The organism is Corynebacterium sp. SA-MJD20WY100 (genome assembly GCF_039822565.1).
GTDB classification, from domain to species: Bacteria; Actinomycetota; Actinomycetes; order Mycobacteriales; family Mycobacteriaceae; genus Corynebacterium; species Corynebacterium phoceense_A.
This window is the reverse complement of the sequence record NZ_JBCJKS010000009.1, coordinates 1-14568: the sequence shown is the minus strand read 5'-3', so window position 1 is coordinate 14568 and position 14568 is coordinate 1. Positions and strand designations below refer to the sequence as shown.

General features: G+C 63.1%; 19 protein-coding genes and 2 pseudogenes. 9 read left to right on the top strand and 12 right to left on the bottom strand.

What is annotated here, in order from left to right; genetic code table 11:
- Window positions 1-51: 51 nt before the first annotated feature.
- Complete coding sequence (mscL, locus tag ABJ196_RS06425) at window positions 52-522, top strand: large conductance mechanosensitive channel protein MscL (protein ID WP_347305706.1); 471 nt, start codon at window positions 52-54, stop codon at window positions 520-522.
- Window positions 523-763: 241 nt separating this feature from the next.
- Here the strand turns inward: mscL and ABJ196_RS06420 are convergent, their stop codons facing one another.
- From ABJ196_RS06420 to ABJ196_RS06390, 7 genes are all read right to left on the bottom strand, one after another.
- Window positions 764-973, bottom strand: a complete 210-nt coding sequence (locus ABJ196_RS06420) for a hypothetical protein (RefSeq protein WP_347305705.1) — start codon at window positions 971-973, stop codon at window positions 764-766.
- A gap of 9 nt (window positions 974-982) precedes the next feature.
- The gene (locus ABJ196_RS06415) at window positions 983-1519 is read right to left on the bottom strand and encodes a molybdopterin-binding protein (protein ID WP_347305773.1); all 537 of its coding nucleotides are present in this window, start codon (window positions 1517-1519) and stop codon (window positions 983-985) included.
- 121 nt (window positions 1520-1640) lie between these two features.
- Window positions 1641-3131, bottom strand: a complete 1491-nt coding sequence (locus ABJ196_RS06410) for a trypsin-like peptidase domain-containing protein (RefSeq protein ID WP_347305704.1) — start codon at window positions 3129-3131, stop codon at window positions 1641-1643.
- A gap of 111 nt (window positions 3132-3242) precedes the next feature.
- Window positions 3243-4781 (bottom strand): HAMP domain-containing sensor histidine kinase, encoded by a 1539-nt coding sequence (locus ABJ196_RS06405; RefSeq protein WP_347305703.1) that lies wholly within the window; start codon window positions 4779-4781, stop codon window positions 3243-3245.
- Window positions 4778-5479, bottom strand: a complete 702-nt coding sequence (locus tag ABJ196_RS06400; RefSeq protein WP_347305702.1) for a response regulator transcription factor — start codon at window positions 5477-5479, stop codon at window positions 4778-4780. The genes ABJ196_RS06405 and ABJ196_RS06400 overlap by 4 nt, the downstream gene beginning before the upstream one ends.
- A gap of 228 nt (window positions 5480-5707) precedes the next feature.
- Window positions 5708-5881, bottom strand: a complete 174-nt coding sequence (gene rpmF, locus ABJ196_RS06395; RefSeq protein ID WP_066487839.1) for a 50S ribosomal protein L32 — start codon at window positions 5879-5881, stop codon at window positions 5708-5710.
- 15 nt (window positions 5882-5896) lie between these two features.
- Complete coding sequence (locus tag ABJ196_RS06390; RefSeq protein WP_066487837.1) at window positions 5897-6169, bottom strand: type B 50S ribosomal protein L31; 273 nt, start codon at window positions 6167-6169, stop codon at window positions 5897-5899.
- A gap of 457 nt (window positions 6170-6626) precedes the next feature.
- Between ABJ196_RS06390 and rpmB the strand changes: the two genes are divergently transcribed.
- The 7 genes and pseudogenes from rpmB to ABJ196_RS06355 all read left to right on the top strand — a co-directional run.
- Complete coding sequence (gene rpmB / locus ABJ196_RS06385; protein WP_010187623.1) at window positions 6627-6863, top strand: 50S ribosomal protein L28; 237 nt, start codon at window positions 6627-6629, stop codon at window positions 6861-6863.
- 3 nt (window positions 6864-6866) lie between these two features.
- Entirely contained in the window at window positions 6867-7031 is a 165-nt protein-coding gene (rpmG, locus tag ABJ196_RS06380) for a 50S ribosomal protein L33 (protein WP_066487835.1), read from the top strand.
- A gap of 3 nt (window positions 7032-7034) precedes the next feature.
- Window positions 7035-7340 (top strand): 30S ribosomal protein S14, encoded by a 306-nt coding sequence (gene rpsN, locus ABJ196_RS06375; protein ID WP_347305701.1) that lies wholly within the window; start codon window positions 7035-7037, stop codon window positions 7338-7340.
- A 21-nt stretch (window positions 7341-7361) separates the two neighbouring features.
- A complete protein-coding gene (rpsR, locus tag ABJ196_RS06370) occupies window positions 7362-7610 on the top strand; it encodes a 30S ribosomal protein S18 (RefSeq protein WP_066487956.1) in 249 nt (82 codons plus the stop codon).
- 175 nt (window positions 7611-7785) lie between these two features.
- Window positions 7786-8556, top strand: coding sequence for a hypothetical protein (locus tag ABJ196_RS06365; RefSeq protein WP_347305700.1), 771 nt, complete (start codon window positions 7786-7788; stop codon window positions 8554-8556).
- A 69-nt stretch (window positions 8557-8625) separates the two neighbouring features.
- Window positions 8626-9354, top strand: coding sequence for a TetR/AcrR family transcriptional regulator (locus tag ABJ196_RS06360; RefSeq protein WP_347305699.1), 729 nt, complete (start codon window positions 8626-8628; stop codon window positions 9352-9354).
- 268 nt (window positions 9355-9622) lie between these two features.
- A pseudogene (locus tag ABJ196_RS06355) lies at window positions 9623-9897 on the top strand (FAD-binding protein); the annotation flags it as partial.
- A gap of 7 nt (window positions 9898-9904) precedes the next feature.
- Here the strand turns inward: ABJ196_RS06355 and ABJ196_RS06350 are convergent.
- On the bottom strand, window positions 9905-10627 hold the full coding sequence (locus ABJ196_RS06350) for a hypothetical protein (RefSeq protein WP_347305698.1): 723 nt from the start codon (window positions 10625-10627) through the stop codon (window positions 9905-9907).
- 161 nt (window positions 10628-10788) lie between these two features.
- Between ABJ196_RS06350 and ABJ196_RS06345 the strand changes: the two genes are divergently transcribed.
- Window positions 10789-11682, top strand: a complete 894-nt coding sequence (locus tag ABJ196_RS06345; protein WP_347305697.1) for a cytochrome b/b6 domain-containing protein — start codon at window positions 10789-10791, stop codon at window positions 11680-11682.
- Between the two features lie 241 nt (window positions 11683-11923).
- On the opposite strand, the gene ABJ196_RS06340 is transcribed toward ABJ196_RS06345, so the two are convergent.
- From ABJ196_RS06340 to ABJ196_RS06325, 4 genes and pseudogenes are all read right to left on the bottom strand, one after another.
- Window positions 11924-12715 carry a thioesterase family protein gene (locus ABJ196_RS06340; RefSeq protein ID WP_347305696.1) on the bottom strand — a complete coding sequence of 264 codons (792 nt, stop codon included), beginning with the start codon at window positions 12713-12715 and terminating at the stop codon, window positions 11924-11926.
- A 31-nt stretch (window positions 12716-12746) separates the two neighbouring features.
- Window positions 12747-12959 carry a hypothetical protein gene (locus ABJ196_RS06335; RefSeq protein WP_347305695.1) on the bottom strand — a complete coding sequence of 71 codons (213 nt, stop codon included), beginning with the start codon at window positions 12957-12959 and terminating at the stop codon, window positions 12747-12749.
- A gap of 157 nt (window positions 12960-13116) precedes the next feature.
- Window positions 13117-13449, bottom strand: a pseudogene (locus ABJ196_RS06330) (carboxyl transferase domain-containing protein); the annotation flags it as partial.
- A gap of 301 nt (window positions 13450-13750) precedes the next feature.
- The gene (locus ABJ196_RS06325; protein ID WP_347305694.1) at window positions 13751-14350 is read right to left on the bottom strand and encodes a helix-turn-helix domain-containing protein; all 600 of its coding nucleotides are present in this window, start codon (window positions 14348-14350) and stop codon (window positions 13751-13753) included.
- Window positions 14351-14568: the final 218 nt, after the last annotated feature.

Sequence of the window (14568 nt, the reverse complement as noted above, 5' to 3'; positions counted from 1 at the left end):
CATTTCCACTAGTTGAGACGGTTCCGGATATTTTTATGGAAAGGAACCCCCATGCTCAAGGGTTTTAAGGACTTCATCCTCCGCGGCAACGTCATCGAACTGTCTACCGCCGTCATTATCGGTTCTGCATTCACGGCCATTGTCACCGCCGTGTCCGATCACCTCATCAACCCGATCATCGCCCTTTTCGGCGGTGCCAACGTTGATGGCTTCGCCTACCACCTCCGCGAGGGCAACGAGGCTACCCTCGTCGACCTCGGCGCCATCATCACCGCTGCGCTGAACTTCCTTATTGTCGCCGCCGTTGTGTACTTCATCATCATCATGCCGATGAACAAGTTCAACGAGGCCACTCAGCGTCGCAGAGGCATCGACCCAGAGGAACCGGCTCCGACCACCGAGGAGCTCCTCGCCGAGATCCGCGACCTGCTCGAGGCTAACAAGGCTGGCGCCGTCATGTACGACGAGAAGGCCACCAACAACCGCGAGACCGATATCGACGGTGGCCGTCACCAGGCATAAGTAGCCGCGCACTCGCGCAGCCACACCACGCCCGAGTGCTCTTCTACTACGAAGAGCACCCGGGTCTTTTCTATGCGCGACACACAAAAGCACTGTCCCGAAAGCTATGTGCCCTGGTCGCGGTCTTCTCCTTCGTGAGAGAAATTCTTCGCGACCTGGGATTATTGCTTTCGGGACAGTGCCGTCGTCGGAACGAAGGTCTCAGAGCGGATGATCCGGTGCACAGGATTCGGGAAGGGGTTTAGGCGCCGTAGTGCGGCGGCTGTTGCGCGCGGTAGAACTCCTCGCCGGTGGGTTCCTCCCCTGCCGCGGCGGCTTCGTCGTCGACAGGCACGACGCGCTCGCCGTCGGGGCCAAAGGCCGACTGGAACGGTGGGCGGTCGGCGGTGCGGTCGTAGTTGGGGGCATCGGAAAGCCGTGTCGCGCGCCGGCGCTTGCGGGGCTGAGCCATAGCTGCCTCCTAGACGCTGTAGCGCTGGAGCTGGTCCACGAGGTGGTGGACGAGCGCCGGCAGGGTGGCCATGCCATCGCGCAGAGCCGCACGCGAGGAAGCCAAGTTCACCACGACGGTGGAGCCGGACACACCGGCGATGCCGCGGGACACGCACGCGTCGACGGCGCCGCAGGCCTGGCCCGAGGCGCGCAGGGCCTGGGCGATGCCCGGAACCATCTGGTCGAGCACGTCGCGGGTAGCCTCCGGCGTCTTATCGCGCGGGCCCACGCCTGTGCCGCCGACGGTCACCACGAGATCGACGCCACCCACGACGGCGGTCTCGATGGCCTGGCGGATCTTGGACTTCTTCGACTTCACCACGAGGCACCCATCGACCTGGAACTCGGCCTCGACGAGCAGCTCGGTGACAAGACGGGCTGTCTCATCTGTCGTCTCATCCGGGTGGTCCGTGATGAGGACGGCGAGCGCGCGGCGCGGGGCCTGAGCGCGGGATTCACGCTCCGTGGCGATGAGGAAGTCATCATCCGGCTCGGCGATGTCCATGAGCGCCTGCGAGGACTGGGCGTCCAGATCCAAGTCGGCCAGTGGATCGCCAGCGTGCGGGGTGTCTACGGGAGACGTCATGCGCCCTCCTCTTCTTAGGGGATGTACGGTGTTCCTTAATTTACTCGCTCGTGAGGGTTACCTCTACCTGGCGCGGAGAATCCTCCCCCTCAGAGGTGACCTCGAGGGTAACGGTGGCGCCGAATTCCTGGGAACGGGTCGCGGCGATAAGCGAGTCAGCAGAATCGATGAGACGGTCGTTGACGCGGGTGATGACGTCGCCTTGCTTGAGCCCCGCCTTGTCCGCCGGGCTGTTCGGCTCGACGCCGGCGACATAGGCGCCATCGACAAGCTGCTGCGCGGCAACCTGCACGCCGAGCATGGGGTGGGTGACCTCGCCCTTGTTGATGAGCTGGTCCGCCATGCGCTTCGCAAAGAGGGACGGGATGGCAAAGCCAAGGCCGATGGACCCCGCCTCAGACGAGGAGGAGCCGGACGACAGCGACGCGATCATGGAGTTCATGCCCACGAGCTTGCCGTTCATGTCCACGAGCGGGCCGCCGGAGTTGCCGGGGTTGACCGCCGCGTCCGTTTGAATGGCGTCGATGAGCGAGGACTGGCCGCCTTCTTGGGAGGCACGCACCGGGCGGTTGAGCGCGGAGACGATACCCGAGGTCACCGTCGCGTTAAGCCCCAGCGGGGAGCCCACGGCGACGACCTGCTGTCCGACCTTGAGCGAGGAGGAGTCACCGAACTCAAGGTACGGCAGATCCTGCACGTCGTCGATCTTGATAATCCCCACGTCCGTGTTGGCGTCCGAAGCAATCACCTGCGCGGTGTGCTTGGAGCCGTCGTTCAGGGTGACCGCGAGCTCACCCTGGCGCGCGTCCGCGATGACGTGATGGTTGGTGAGCACGTAGCCGTCAGGCGAAATAATGGAGCCGGAGCCCGACGCGACAGCGCTGCGCGTCATGACCTGAATCGCGACGACGGACGGCAGCACCTTGGACGCAACGTCCTCGATGCCGGAGTCAGAGTTCGTGCTATCGCCCGAGGGCTCGGTATTCGACACCGGCTGATTGAGTACCTCGTTGACGGTGGCGGTGCCGGAGTCATCGTTATTCTTCGAGACGACAACACCGGTAATCGAGCCTACGGCCACCGAACCGGCCAACATGAGCGCCAAGGCGGCGGGCAGACTCACCGACTTCTTCGGCTTCTCAGCACGCGGGTCCACGGCCGTGGGGGCGGCACCGTACCCCGCGCCCGTCCCCTGCCCCGACCACGCGGCGTAGGGCTGCAGGCGACGCGTCGATTGCGCCGTCTGAGCTGCCTGCGCGTCCTCCGTGCGCGGCTGGTTCCAACCCTGCGAATACGTGGGACCCGGCTGGCCCTGTGCTGCTATCTCGCGGGTATCGTCGAAGCGCTCACCACGGGAACCTGCGGCGTCCCCCGCCGGGGTTTCCGTAGAACCATAATGAGCCTCAGAGCCATAGGGCGCCTTATCCATTACGCGCTCTGTGCCCTCTGCTGCGTGAGAGTTCGTGATATCGCTATTATCCGCCGAGTGGCCGTCCTGCGGCTCGCTCTGGTTCTTGTTCCAGAAAGTCATGGGACTTATTGTGCAACGAATGGCTGAGCCAACTCTGCAACTAATCTGCGAGTCCGCTTAGAAATACTGGCAATAGGCTGTGCGCCTTGTGGCCGCCCACGCGCCGTGGGATTAGCGCTGGTTAAACCACCGCTTGGCAAATTCTTCCTTGCGCTCGCTGGCGGCCTCTCCCGCGTCGACGCCGGCGTCCTCGTAGACCTCGCCATCACCTGGGTGGCCTGGGAAGATCACCTCCATGCGCGTGCCGCCATCTGCAGACTCGCGCACAGTAATCGTGCCCTCGTGGCGCTCAATAACCTGCTTCACGATGGCCAGGCCCAGACCGGAGCCCGGCATAGACCGTGCCTCGGCGGAACGATAGAAACGCTCGAAGACCTTCTCGCGGTCCTCGAGGGGAATGCCGGGGCCCGAGTCGTCGACGCGCAGGCGCATTTCGTAGTCGCTGATTTGGCGCATGGACACGCGCACGGTGCCTTGCGGAGGCGACCACTTGGCGGCATTGTCCATGAGGTTGAGCGTCGCGCGGCCCAAGGCGAACTGGTCGCCCTCCATGATCCACGGCTCGATGCGGATTTTAAAGTCCACGTCCGGACGGCGGCGGCGTGCGCGCTCGAGGGAGGTTGCCAGCACCTCGTGGAGCTCTACGGTCTCGGCTTGTTTCTCGGCTGCGTCCTCGCGCGCCAAGTCGACGAGATCGCCGATGAGCGCGGACAGCTCCGTCATCTGCGCCAACACGTCGTCTTCCAAGTCCTTGCGGTCTTGGTCGGAGATAGTGGCCGTCGTGCCCGGGCGGTTGAGCATCATGAGTAGCTCGATATTGGTACGCATCGACGTCAGGGGCGTCTTGAGCTCATGCCCGGCGTCGGCCACGAACTGGGATTGGCGCTTGCGGGACTCCTGCAGCGCCACGAGCATCTCGTTGAAGGAGATGGTCAGCTGCGCCATCTCATCGCTCCCCACCACGAGGATGGGGCGAAGGTCGCCCGTCTGCGTCACGTAGTCAGCGGCCTTCTGCAGGCGCGTAATCGGGCGCAGACCGGACTTCGAGACCCACATGCCAGCAAGGATGGCGGCAAGGATACCCAATGCCGTAATGACAACGAGGACCGTTCCCAGCGTCGTGATAAGCGCGTTGCTTTCCGTCAAATCACGGGCCACGACAACGAGCGAGCCATTGTCGTGCCGTGTGGCCACGACGCGCTCACCGCCCACGGTGCGCACCGACGTGGAAGACCCAGCGCCCGAAAAGCTGAATTCACCGCCCACGGGTATCGAGTCGCCGTACACGAAAGCCCAGTTGGCCGGTGAAATCGCCACGCGGGTCTCCGGATGATAGGCCTTGTAGATGTCGATGACTCGGGTAATCTGCTCGTTCGATTCCACCTCCATAGTGGTCTCGAGGAGCAAGGTCGCGTCACGCTCAAGCGCGCGATCCACGGCCGCGGTGAGCATTGCAGACACGGCCGCGTACGTCGCCAAGGTCGTGATGGTCACGACGATGGCGACGACCACGCCCGTCACAAGTGACAGGCGCCACTTCAGTGGCGCCCGCTGCTCCCATCCGCTCGCCTCGCCCCAGGGCTCGGTACGCGGATCAAATCCAGATTCAGCGGAAGCCACAGCGTCGGGCGCGGGCTTCCTCAAAATCACGGAGTCGTCTCCCTCAGCACGTAGCCCACGCCGCGCACGGTGTGGATGAGACGCGGCTCGTTACCCGCCTCGGTCTTCTTACGCAGGTAGCCGATGTAGACCTCGAGTGCGTTGCCAGAGGTTGGGAAGTCGTAGCCCCACACCTCTTCGAGAATGGTGTTGCGGGAGAGCACCTTGCGCGGGTTCTCCATAAGCAGCTTCAGCAAGGAGAATTCCGTGCGAGTAAGCGAAATGGCGCGGTCGCCGCGCGAGACCTCGCGCGTGTCCGCGTCGAGCTTGAGGTCCTCGAATGCCAGCTTGGGACTCGCGGCCGGGCGGGAGCTCGCGTTCGCATCGGCCGCGGCACGCCGGACGAGGGAACGCACGCGAGCCAAGAGCTCCTCGAGAGCGAAAGGCTTGGGCAGGTAATCATCCGCGCCAGCGTCGAGACCAGCGACACGATCAGAGACACCGTCACGCGCAGTGAGCATGAGAATCGGACGACCCCAGCCTTCGCTACGCAGCGTGCGGCAGACTTCAAGACCATCCATGTTCGGCATGTTGACATCAAGAACGATGATGTCTGGGTTCTCGTCATGGACGATCGTAATCGCCTCGGCGCCATCGGACGCGAGGAGGACTTCATATCCGTTGAAGCTCAATGAGCGGCGCAGCGATTCACGCACTGCCTGTTCATCATCGACGACCAAAATTTTCATAGGCGCCATTATTCCTTATCTACACTGGGTTTTCGAAGTCCAAAGCCTTTATTAAGGATAGCGATCGGCGTGGTACGGCGATGACGTCCTATAAAGTTCATCTGACCACACACAACCTTAGAGATACGACCATTAAGGCGCAAGGTTCGACCGAAAATACAGAAACGCCCCACCCCCAAAAGGTGAGGCGTCAACTAGTTTCTTCACAGGGCACATAGCCCCGCAAAACTAGAACTGCTCGACGTCGATGAGGCCGAGCTTCGCGGCCTTCACCAGACGGCGCGGGATGCGCACGGTCTGGCCGTCAATCTTCACTTCCTGAAGGGCGACGTTGTCAGCCTTCCACTGGGAGCGGCGAGCGCGCGTGTTCGCGCGGGACATCTTGAACTTAGGAGTTGCCATTTTCTACTATCCTCCTTACTTCGCAGACTTCTTCTTACGGCGGGCCATGCCACCGAAGCGCTGGTTGAACTTCTCGACGCGGCCAGCGGTGTCCATGACGCGCTGTGCACCGGTCCAGAACGGGTGGGACTCGCTCGTCACGTCAACGACGATGAGCGGGTACTCGTTGCCATCTTCCCACTCGACGGTGCGGTCGGAGGAGGCAGTGGACTTGGTCAGGAACTTGTGACCAGTGCCAGCGTCCTGGAAGACCACCGGGTGGTAATCCGGGTGGATATCCTTCTTCATATATATCTTCCCTCAGGGTTGAACTACGGGTCGGTTCCTTGCGAGGCTTCGCCGCGTAGCCCCACTGGAGCCAGCCGGCAGCACGCGCATCCAAGGATCGTGCCCGAGTTGGGATGTATGTCGTGTACTAAAGATATCGAACACGTGGTGTGGTACCCCTTTAAGTAAAGAGGAGTCAAGCACCCGCGCGTCGACAACTTGAACAATCATACAGGTCACACGACCTTAAAAGAAATCGCCTCCGCACACGCTGCACTACGGCGCGATTAGGTAATTGACGTCTCGAACGGTAGACTTTCCCCTTGCTGTTGTCACAATGTACGTATAACGCCCCGTCTACTGGCGTTTTGGCCAGCATGTTCCGCCGCTTACCTCACTTTAAGCCGCGCTGCCCCTCACGCAGATACATGCCGGACAAACAAAGCCATGATGTGGGCGGCTAGGAGAAAGAAGACCCATGTCGGCTATTTGCCAGGTAACGGGCCGCAAGCCGGAATTCGGCAAGCAGGTCTCGCACTCGCACCGCCGCACGTCGCGCCGTTGGAACCCCAATGTGCAGCGTCGTCGCTACTACCTGCCCTCCGAGGGCCGCACCATCACCCTGACCGTTTCTACTAAGGGCATGAAGATCATTGACCGCGACGGCATCGAGTCCGTCGTTGCGAAGATCCGCGCCCGTGGGGAGAAGATCTAACCGATGGCACGTAATGACATTCGCCCGATCATCAAGCTGAAGTCCACTGCGGGCACCGGTTACACCTACGTGACCCGTAAGAACAAGCGCAACAACCCGGATCGTATCTCCATGAAGAAGTACGACCCGATCGCCCGCAAGCACGTCGAATTCCGCGAGGAGCGTTAATCTATGGCTAAGAAGTCTAAGATCGCCAAGAACGAGCAGCGCAAGGAAATCGTCGCCCGCTACGCGGAGCGTCGCGCTGAGCTCAAGGCCATCATCAAGAACCCGAACACCTCTGACGAGGACCGCTTGGACGCACAGTTCGAGCTCAACCGTCAGCCGCGCGACGCTTCCCCGTCTCGCGTGCGTAACCGCGACTCGGCCGATGGTCGTCCGCGCGGCTACCTCCGCAAGTTCGGTCTGTCCCGTGTCCGTATGCGCGGCATGGCTCACCGTGGTGAGCTGCCGGGCGTTCGTAAGTCCAGCTGGTAAAGGGAGAAACGACCAATGGCTATGAAGCGTAATAACTCCAAGAAGTTCCGCATGGAACAGTCCCGTCGCCCGAAGAAGAACCCGCTCAAGGCAGAGGGTATCGAGAAGGTGGACTACAAGGACACCAAGACCCTGCGTCTGTTCATCTCGGATCGTCACAAGATCCGTTCCCGTCGCGTCACGGGTCTGACCCCGCAGCAGCAGCGCCAGGTCGCTACCGCTGTGAAGAACGCTCGCGAAATGGCTCTCCTGCCGTTCACCACCCGCTAAATCAGTAGCAGGGTTTCAACAGCGTTTGTACCCATCCCGCTTCCCACCTCGTGGGCGGCGGGATGTCGTGCTTTTCCACCTCTCCTTCTGCCCCGCAATGCATGCATTGCGGGGTGCTACTATTTCTTGCTAGCACAGATTCCCCTGAGCCTAGTGAATCAAGGAGCGTTGACACATGGCATTGCACCCTTCCCTCGTGGACTTGGGCGAACTCGCCGCCCGTTGCGAGTCCCCGGCGGCCGCCCGCGGTATTCTCGCGGAGGCACAGGACCTTGTGCGCAATGCCGTCGACCACCGCGAGGATGAGGTGGCACTCGCCGCGTGGTTCTCGCGCGTGCTTGCCGATGTCCTCCGTTCCCCAGGTCTGGACTCCCCCGTCCGGCTCACCGGAGCGGCGGCCACGGGCGACGCCGTCCCCACGACCACCATCTACTGGCTCGGTGAAGACTCAGACCTCGAAGAGCTCTTTGCATCCGTCGGACTCAAGGCCACGACGGGCAAGGACAGCGCCGCCAATCGTGTCGATGCCGGCCTGCCCGTGGGCACCGGCGGCGAAGAGCAGCTGCTCGAGGAGGCGCTCGCGCAACGTCCACAGCCGCTGCGCGTCGTAGATGGCCTGCCGGATCGCGATGTCCTCGTCGACGTGCGTGCACACCTCCTCTCCCCCATCGCCGCCATCGCGCGCTGGGCGGCCCCCGCGCCACGTCCCACTCCAGACCGCATCGCCATCGGCCACGAGCGTGAGCTTCTCACCTCCAGCCAGCGCGATGCGCTCACACAGGCCTGGGAAACCGGGCTTGCGCTCGAGCTGCGCAACTGGCGCGACCACGTGGACGGCCACCCGCTGCGATTGGGCGATCTCCCACCGCTTGACCGCACGGCCTACGGCGCGGCCTGCCGCATGGTCGCCGCCGTATTTGACGGCTTGCAGGCAAGCCAGAATTAAATTCTATTTGTTTATCGGGTAGTGTAGTCGTGTTAAGAGTAACGGTTTTCTGGAAGGAGGCGTCCCACCATGGCAGGTGCTGTAGGTAGGCCGCGTAAAAATAGCCCTCGGCGCCGCGGCAGCACGGCGCGCGAGGAGATCCTCGACGCATCCGCTGAGCTCTTCACCACGCAGGGCTTCGCCACGACGTCTACGCACCAGATCGCGGAAGCCGTGGGCATTCGCCAGGCCTCGCTGTACTACCACTTCCCGTCCAAGACGGAAATCTTCCTCACGCTCTTGAATTCCACCATCGAGCCCTCCCTCGGTCTGGCCGAGGAGCTCGACCACTCGGATGCCGATCCGGAGCTCATCCTCTGGGCACTTGTCGCCGCCGAGTCCCGCCTGCTGCTCACCAGCGGTTGGAACGTCGGCCGCCTGTACCAGCTGCCGGTCGCCAACTCGGAGGAGTTCTCCGAGTACCACGAGGCCCGCACCGCGCTGCAGAACTACTTCCGTAGCCACGCCCGCGCCATCGTCGGCGAGGATGACCCGCGCATCGAGCTGCCCTTCCACATCGCGCTTTCTGTCATCGAGATGCGCCCCAACAACGGCACGCCGCCCTACGAGCCAGCCCAGTCCATCCCGGACACCGCGGTCATGCTTGCCGATGCCGCCCTGGCCGCCCTCGGCGCCACTCCACCCGAAGACCGTTACGAGGCCACCCTCGAGTTGCTCAAGAACCGCAACGACTCCATCGCCACGGCCACGGCGAAGAAGCCGACCAAGAAGGCCACAAAAAAGCAGGCTACGAAGTAGATTCAAGCCACTCTCCGCGCGCTCCCACCTCCACGGTGCGAGCGCGTTTCACGTTTTCGTTGCACAGGTCACAGGTTTCGTCTAACTTCAGTTACTAATGATTAACTGAAATCTCGAGCCACGAACGGAGCCGTCCATGACCCCACCAGCTTCTACCGGCGGACTGCGCATCGCCGTCCTCACCGTGCTCGATATCCCCGGCGCAGCCGCACGCCTGTCAATCACCCCGCGCGAGACGGGTCCCGAATCGACGGACCGCCCCGGCCTCGTCGGCGCCTCCCGCGCCGCCGTCGACGCATGCTACCTAGGCCACACCGCCTAGGTCGGACAGACCGGCGTGACCGTGACCCCCGACCTCTATATCGCGCTCGGTATTTCAGGCACGGTCCAACACCTCGCCGGCATGCAGACCTCCTAGCACATCATCGCTGTGAACAAAGACCCTGATGCCCCGTCTTCGATATCGCCGATCTCGGTATTGTGGGCGACGTCTTTGACGTTGTTCCGCAACTAATTACCGCCCTCAAAGGACACGGGGGTTAGGATCCGCCTATGAGTTCCGATAATTTGCGCCGCGGTTTGCCGCGCACACCCAATGGCGATTCTTGGCCGCCTGCCGCTTCTGCCCCCGCAGCGCCCTCCGCCGAAACTCCCACCCCGCCTGCGCCTTCCGCTCTCTCCGAAGCAGCCGCACCTTCTTCGCCCACAGCTCCTGCCGCACCCGTCGCACCGGCAACTCCCGCTGTGCCAGCAGCACCTGTTGCTTCCGGCACTCCCGCAGCTCCGGCCGCGCCTGCTGTTCCGGCCGCGTCTGCAGCCCCTTCGGTGCCGAGCGCCCCCAGCGCACCTGCAGCGGCAGCCGCTCCATCCGTGCCTGCTGCGCCCGCCGCTCCCGCAGCATCGTCTGCCCCTGCGGCCCCTGCTGCGCCATCCGCATCTGCGACTCACGCGGCACCTGGAGTTCCCGCAGCACCAGCTGCTTCGAACGTTCCGGCGGCTCCGGCTGCACCCGCTGCCCCTGCAGCGAGCGCCCCTGCGGCACCTGCAGCCCCCACTGCGCCAGCCGCGCCTGGCGTACCTGCTGCTCCCGCAGCTTTGGCAGCTGGAGTTCCTGCTGCACCAAGCGCACCGGCCGCGCCGGCTGCACCTGCAGTGCCCGCAGCACCTGGTGCACCTGCGGCACCTGCTGCTGATGTTCCGGCCGCGTCCGCCGCTCCGGTGGCACCAGCTGCGCCTGGAGCGCCGACTGCGCCCTCCGCACCTGCGGCTCCAATCGCTCCGACTGCACCTGCGGCTCCGATAGCAGCCACCGGTGGTGCGGGCGTCGCTGCGACGACACCCGCAGCCACGAAGCCGAGCGCGACGCCGAAGAAGGCGCCGTCCACGCCTTCTGCCCCGGCGAAGAAGGAACCGAAGAGGTATGGTCCGCTCAGCGTGGGCCAATGGATCGGCGCCGTCGTGGCGCTCGCCGCCGTCGCGGTGGTCCTCGTGTGGGCATCGCGTGCCTACTTGGGCAGCGCGGGCGGCGAGGAGTTCCTCGCGAAGTACCCGGGACATGCGCCCACGCCAGACTCGGCGCCTATCGGCACGCCGGTGTGGCTCACGTGGTCGCACTTCTTCAACGTCTTCCTCATGGCGCTGATCGTGCGTACGGGATGGGCGGTGCGCACTGAGCGTCGCCCCGCCGCCTACTGGAGCCCGAAGTGGAACCCCAAGCGCAAGATCAGTCTGACGCTGTGGCTGCATCAAGCGCTGGATCTGCTGTGGGTCATCAACGGCCTCATCTTCTTCATCCTGTTGTTCACCACCGGCCAGTGGATGAAGATCGTGCCCACGAGCTGGGAGGTCTTCCCCAACGCCTTGTCGTCTGGTCTGCAGTACTTGAGCCTCGACTGGCCCACGGAAAACGGTTGGGTGCACTACAACGCGCTCCAGCAGATTGCGTACTTCCTTACGGTCTTCGTCGCAGCACCGCTAGCCATCATCTCTGGCGTGCGCATGTCCGGCATGTGGCCCGCGAAAAATACGACGCTCAACAAGATCTACCCGGCGCCACTGGCTCGCAAGATCCACTTCCCCACGATGATCTACTTCATCGTGTTTTTGTGTATCCACGTCTTCCTCGTTGTCGCGACGGGTCTGCTCCGCAACCTCAACAACATGTTCGCCGCACGCGGCGACGTGGACCCGGAGGTCTGGGCGCACAACTGGTTGGGCTTTATCCTCTTCGTCATTGCCATGCTCGTCACGGCGGCTGGCTGGTACTTCGCCCGCGCCATCTTCGTCGCTCCTATCGCCAGAGGGTTTGGCGCGGTCACGAACCGCTAGGATTTCTCGGCCCCTTCCCCGCTACCGCACTCGCGGTGGCGGGAATTTTGCGTTCAGGCCACGTTCTTCTTTTCCGAAGGCGTCGCGCACGGCCAACTCGGCCGGAAGAGTAAATCTACATTCAGGACATATAAGGGCCGTGCGGGCGATTAAAAGCGGGACTATATGTGCTGTAGGGATTTTTACGTGGACACACGAAAGCGCCCCGGCTGCTGAACAGCCAGGGCGCAGGAGGCGTGGGTTACATGGCGCGGAGGGTGAGTGACTGCTCGGCGCGGCCAACGGGGCCTTCGACGTCATGGAGCGTCGACGAGGTAAGTCCCAGGCCGTGGGGTCCCCAGCTCACGCGGGTGTCGAGTCCGGTCCACTCGCCCACCGGCTGACGGAAGAAGTGCACGGTGAGGTCAACGTTGGGGAAAGCGAAGCGCGTGGGGTCTTCGCGCACGGCAATGCCGTTGGCGACGTCGATACGGGAGACGAACTCGGCGATCGCGATGGGCTCTTCGTCCTTGACAAGGTGGTTAGGTGAGGTAATCCAGGCTGCGGCGTGCCCGGGGCGGTAGGCGCGCGGCTGGCGGGCCTCGATTTGGGCGATAAGCCCGCCGTTCCACACCGACGTCATGTCACGCGGCGGGCAGGATGCGGGCGCTGGCAGCGGTTCGAACTCGACGCCGGAGACGTCTGCGGTATCGGTCGGGATGAGATACCAGGCACGCGCGATAATGACGGGACGCTCACCGATAGAGCAGATGGCCTCGACGAGTTCGATGGTGCGGCCAGGGCGTTTGATGGCGACCTCAATGGTCGCTTCCTTGAAAGGCAGGCGGCCCAGGATATCGAAGGAGATACGCGAAAGGTCGAGCTTACCGCCGTCGTGTTCCAGGCGGTGCTGCTCAATGACGTGCGTGATAAGCCCAGCCAGGCAAGCGAAGTGGTAATCCTCGTTGGACCAGGCGCCCTCACCATGGATGGTGGGCGCGAAAGTCGCAGGGCCAGTGCGCTCAAAGAAGTAATCGGGTGCGGAAGTTGTCATGGTTTCACCTCGGAAGGAATGAATCGAAGGGCTATGTGCGGCGCAGGGCCGTAATGGTGTCGAGGTCGACGATATAGTCCACCGGCGTCGTGCGCTGGATATCCATGAGCGTGATGCCTGGCGCGAGGGCGCGCAGGATGAGAAATTCGCCAGCGGACTCAAAGCGCGCGAAACGAGTGATGAGGCACGTTTCGGGCGGAGGCAACGCTGAGCCAGCGCCCAACATGGGGGGAACCGGCGGCATCAAGATGCTCCTGCACGAGGGCAGGGGGTCGCTCCGCGGCCTGCGCCGCCATGTCTGCGCAGGACCAGCCTGCGGGCATGGGGTTCGGCGCGGTCATGGCTTACACCCAGCCCAGGACCTTGGGCGCCATCTCGCGCAGCTGCACCTTAAGGACCTTGCCGGAGACCGTCGAGTCGTTCGCGACCACCATGCAGCGCCGCCCCTCCACGAGCCCAATGCCGGCGATAACGCCTGCGGCAGGCACCTTGCCGCCATACATGGCGTGCGCGGCGAGCGGGGCCACCTCCAGAAACGGGCTGCCCGGGTCGAGCAGCTGGTTAATGCGGTCACGAGGCAACAGTTTGCCGCGCGAGAGGTGACGCTCGCGGGCTTTGTCCGATCCCCCGCGCGCCGTGGTGGCGAGCAACTCGCGCAAATCCGCGCCGAGGGTCTCATGCCGTTCGCGGTTCGTGGCCGCTGGCGACGCTGCGGGGGCGGTAGGTGCAGTCATGAATGAGCTCCCTAGAAGTCTCGATGAGTGGATTTGTTGAAGTTCAGTTAATTTCGATTAACTAGAACCAGAGAGTACCCCGCCTGCGTGTGACCCTCAACGCTTTTCTTCCAGAATGTACAATGCGTCACTTGCCACTGTGGGCATACAATCCCCCCAGCGTCACTCACCAGCGCGCTTGTGTGAAAATTTACAAAAGTTAAGAAATCCGTGGCATAGATTTACACCCCTGCGCGGGGGTGTATCGCGCGCTCCCCTCGCCCCCTGCTGGCTGCGTCGCGGCCGGCACGCGTCCCCTCGGTTAGACCAAGATGGCAGCGACGGCCATCTGGTGCAGTTGGGCACGCAGCACGTCGGGCACGGCCCAGTGGTTGACGTAGCGGGACGATGCGATGAGTCCCGCCGTAAGCTGCACACGCATACGCGCGGTCGAACGCTCCAAGTCCGGACGCACCTGGACAAGGACATCGGTCCACACGTTCATGTAGCTGCGCTGCAGCGAACGAATCTTCGCCGAGTCGACGGCCACGATGTTCCACCGCTCGCGCTCTTGCACGCGTACGCGGTCGGGCTCCGTCATACAGATCTCCACGTGGAAATCGATGAGGTCGTGGAGCACCGCGCTCGGATCATCGAGCGCCGCGTCCTCCCCCGTGCGGTGCTCGGCAAGGATAGCCAACGCGCCGTCGAGCAGGCGCGTGGAGATATCGACGAGGACCTCCGAAAGCAGAGTCTCCTTGCTGTCAAAGTAGCGATAGAGCCCAGGCCCCGAAATTCCCACGGCTGCGCCCACGTCACTGAGGCGGGTGCGCGCAAAGCCGACGTCCGCCATGATTTCAGAGGCCGCCGCGAGCAGCTCCTGGCGCTTGCGTTGCTTCGCCTTCTCACGCTCCGTGGTCATCGCGGGGTCTCCTTTCACCGGGCGTGGCTGTGGTCTTAGTGTTCGATCATAGCCATGCACAAAGCCCCGACCGCACGCGCCGCAGCAACGACGCGTGGGACCGGGGTTCGTAGCTCTCCTAGTCTTCCGCTAGTCCGGAATTGTTATGTCCATGAGGTTTTTGGACTGGGAGTCCAGCTACTTTTTGGACTCGGAGTCTAGGGACTTTGTGGACGTGG

Coding starts and splice junctions, on each gene's coding strand:
- rpmF (WP_066487839.1), bottom strand. CDS start 5,881: ATGGCAACTCCTAAGTTCAAGATGTCCCGCGCGAACACGCGCGCTCGC.
- mscL (WP_347305706.1), top strand. CDS start 52: ATGCTCAAGGGTTTTAAGGACTTCATCCTCCGCGGCAACGTCATCGAA.
- rpsN (WP_347305701.1), top strand. CDS start 7,035: ATGGCTAAGAAGTCTAAGATCGCCAAGAACGAGCAGCGCAAGGAAATC.
- ABJ196_RS06335 (WP_347305695.1), bottom strand. CDS start 12,959: ATGCCGCCGGTTCCCCCCATGTTGGGCGCTGGCTCAGCGTTGCCTCCG.
- ABJ196_RS06340 (WP_347305696.1), bottom strand. CDS start 12,715: ATGACAACTTCCGCACCCGATTACTTCTTTGAGCGCACTGGCCCTGCG.
- rpmB (WP_010187623.1), top strand. CDS start 6,627: ATGTCGGCTATTTGCCAGGTAACGGGCCGCAAGCCGGAATTCGGCAAG.
- ABJ196_RS06420 (WP_347305705.1), bottom strand. CDS start 973: ATGGCTCAGCCCCGCAAGCGCCGGCGCGCGACACGGCTTTCCGATGCC.
- ABJ196_RS06410 (WP_347305704.1), bottom strand. CDS start 3,131: ATGACTTTCTGGAACAAGAACCAGAGCGAGCCGCAGGACGGCCACTCG.
- ABJ196_RS06365 (WP_347305700.1), top strand. CDS start 7,786: ATGGCATTGCACCCTTCCCTCGTGGACTTGGGCGAACTCGCCGCCCGT.
- rpsR (WP_066487956.1), top strand. CDS start 7,362: ATGAAGCGTAATAACTCCAAGAAGTTCCGCATGGAACAGTCCCGTCGC.
- ABJ196_RS06360 (WP_347305699.1), top strand. CDS start 8,626: ATGGCAGGTGCTGTAGGTAGGCCGCGTAAAAATAGCCCTCGGCGCCGC.
- rpmG (WP_066487835.1), top strand. CDS start 6,867: ATGGCACGTAATGACATTCGCCCGATCATCAAGCTGAAGTCCACTGCG.
- ABJ196_RS06390 (WP_066487837.1), bottom strand. CDS start 6,169: ATGAAGAAGGATATCCACCCGGATTACCACCCGGTGGTCTTCCAGGAC.
- ABJ196_RS06325 (WP_347305694.1), bottom strand. CDS start 14,350: ATGACCACGGAGCGTGAGAAGGCGAAGCAACGCAAGCGCCAGGAGCTG.
- ABJ196_RS06400 (WP_347305702.1), bottom strand. CDS start 5,479: ATGAAAATTTTGGTCGTCGATGATGAACAGGCAGTGCGTGAATCGCTG.
- ABJ196_RS06415 (WP_347305773.1), bottom strand. CDS start 1,519: ATGGACATCGCCGAGCCGGATGATGACTTCCTCATCGCCACGGAGCGT.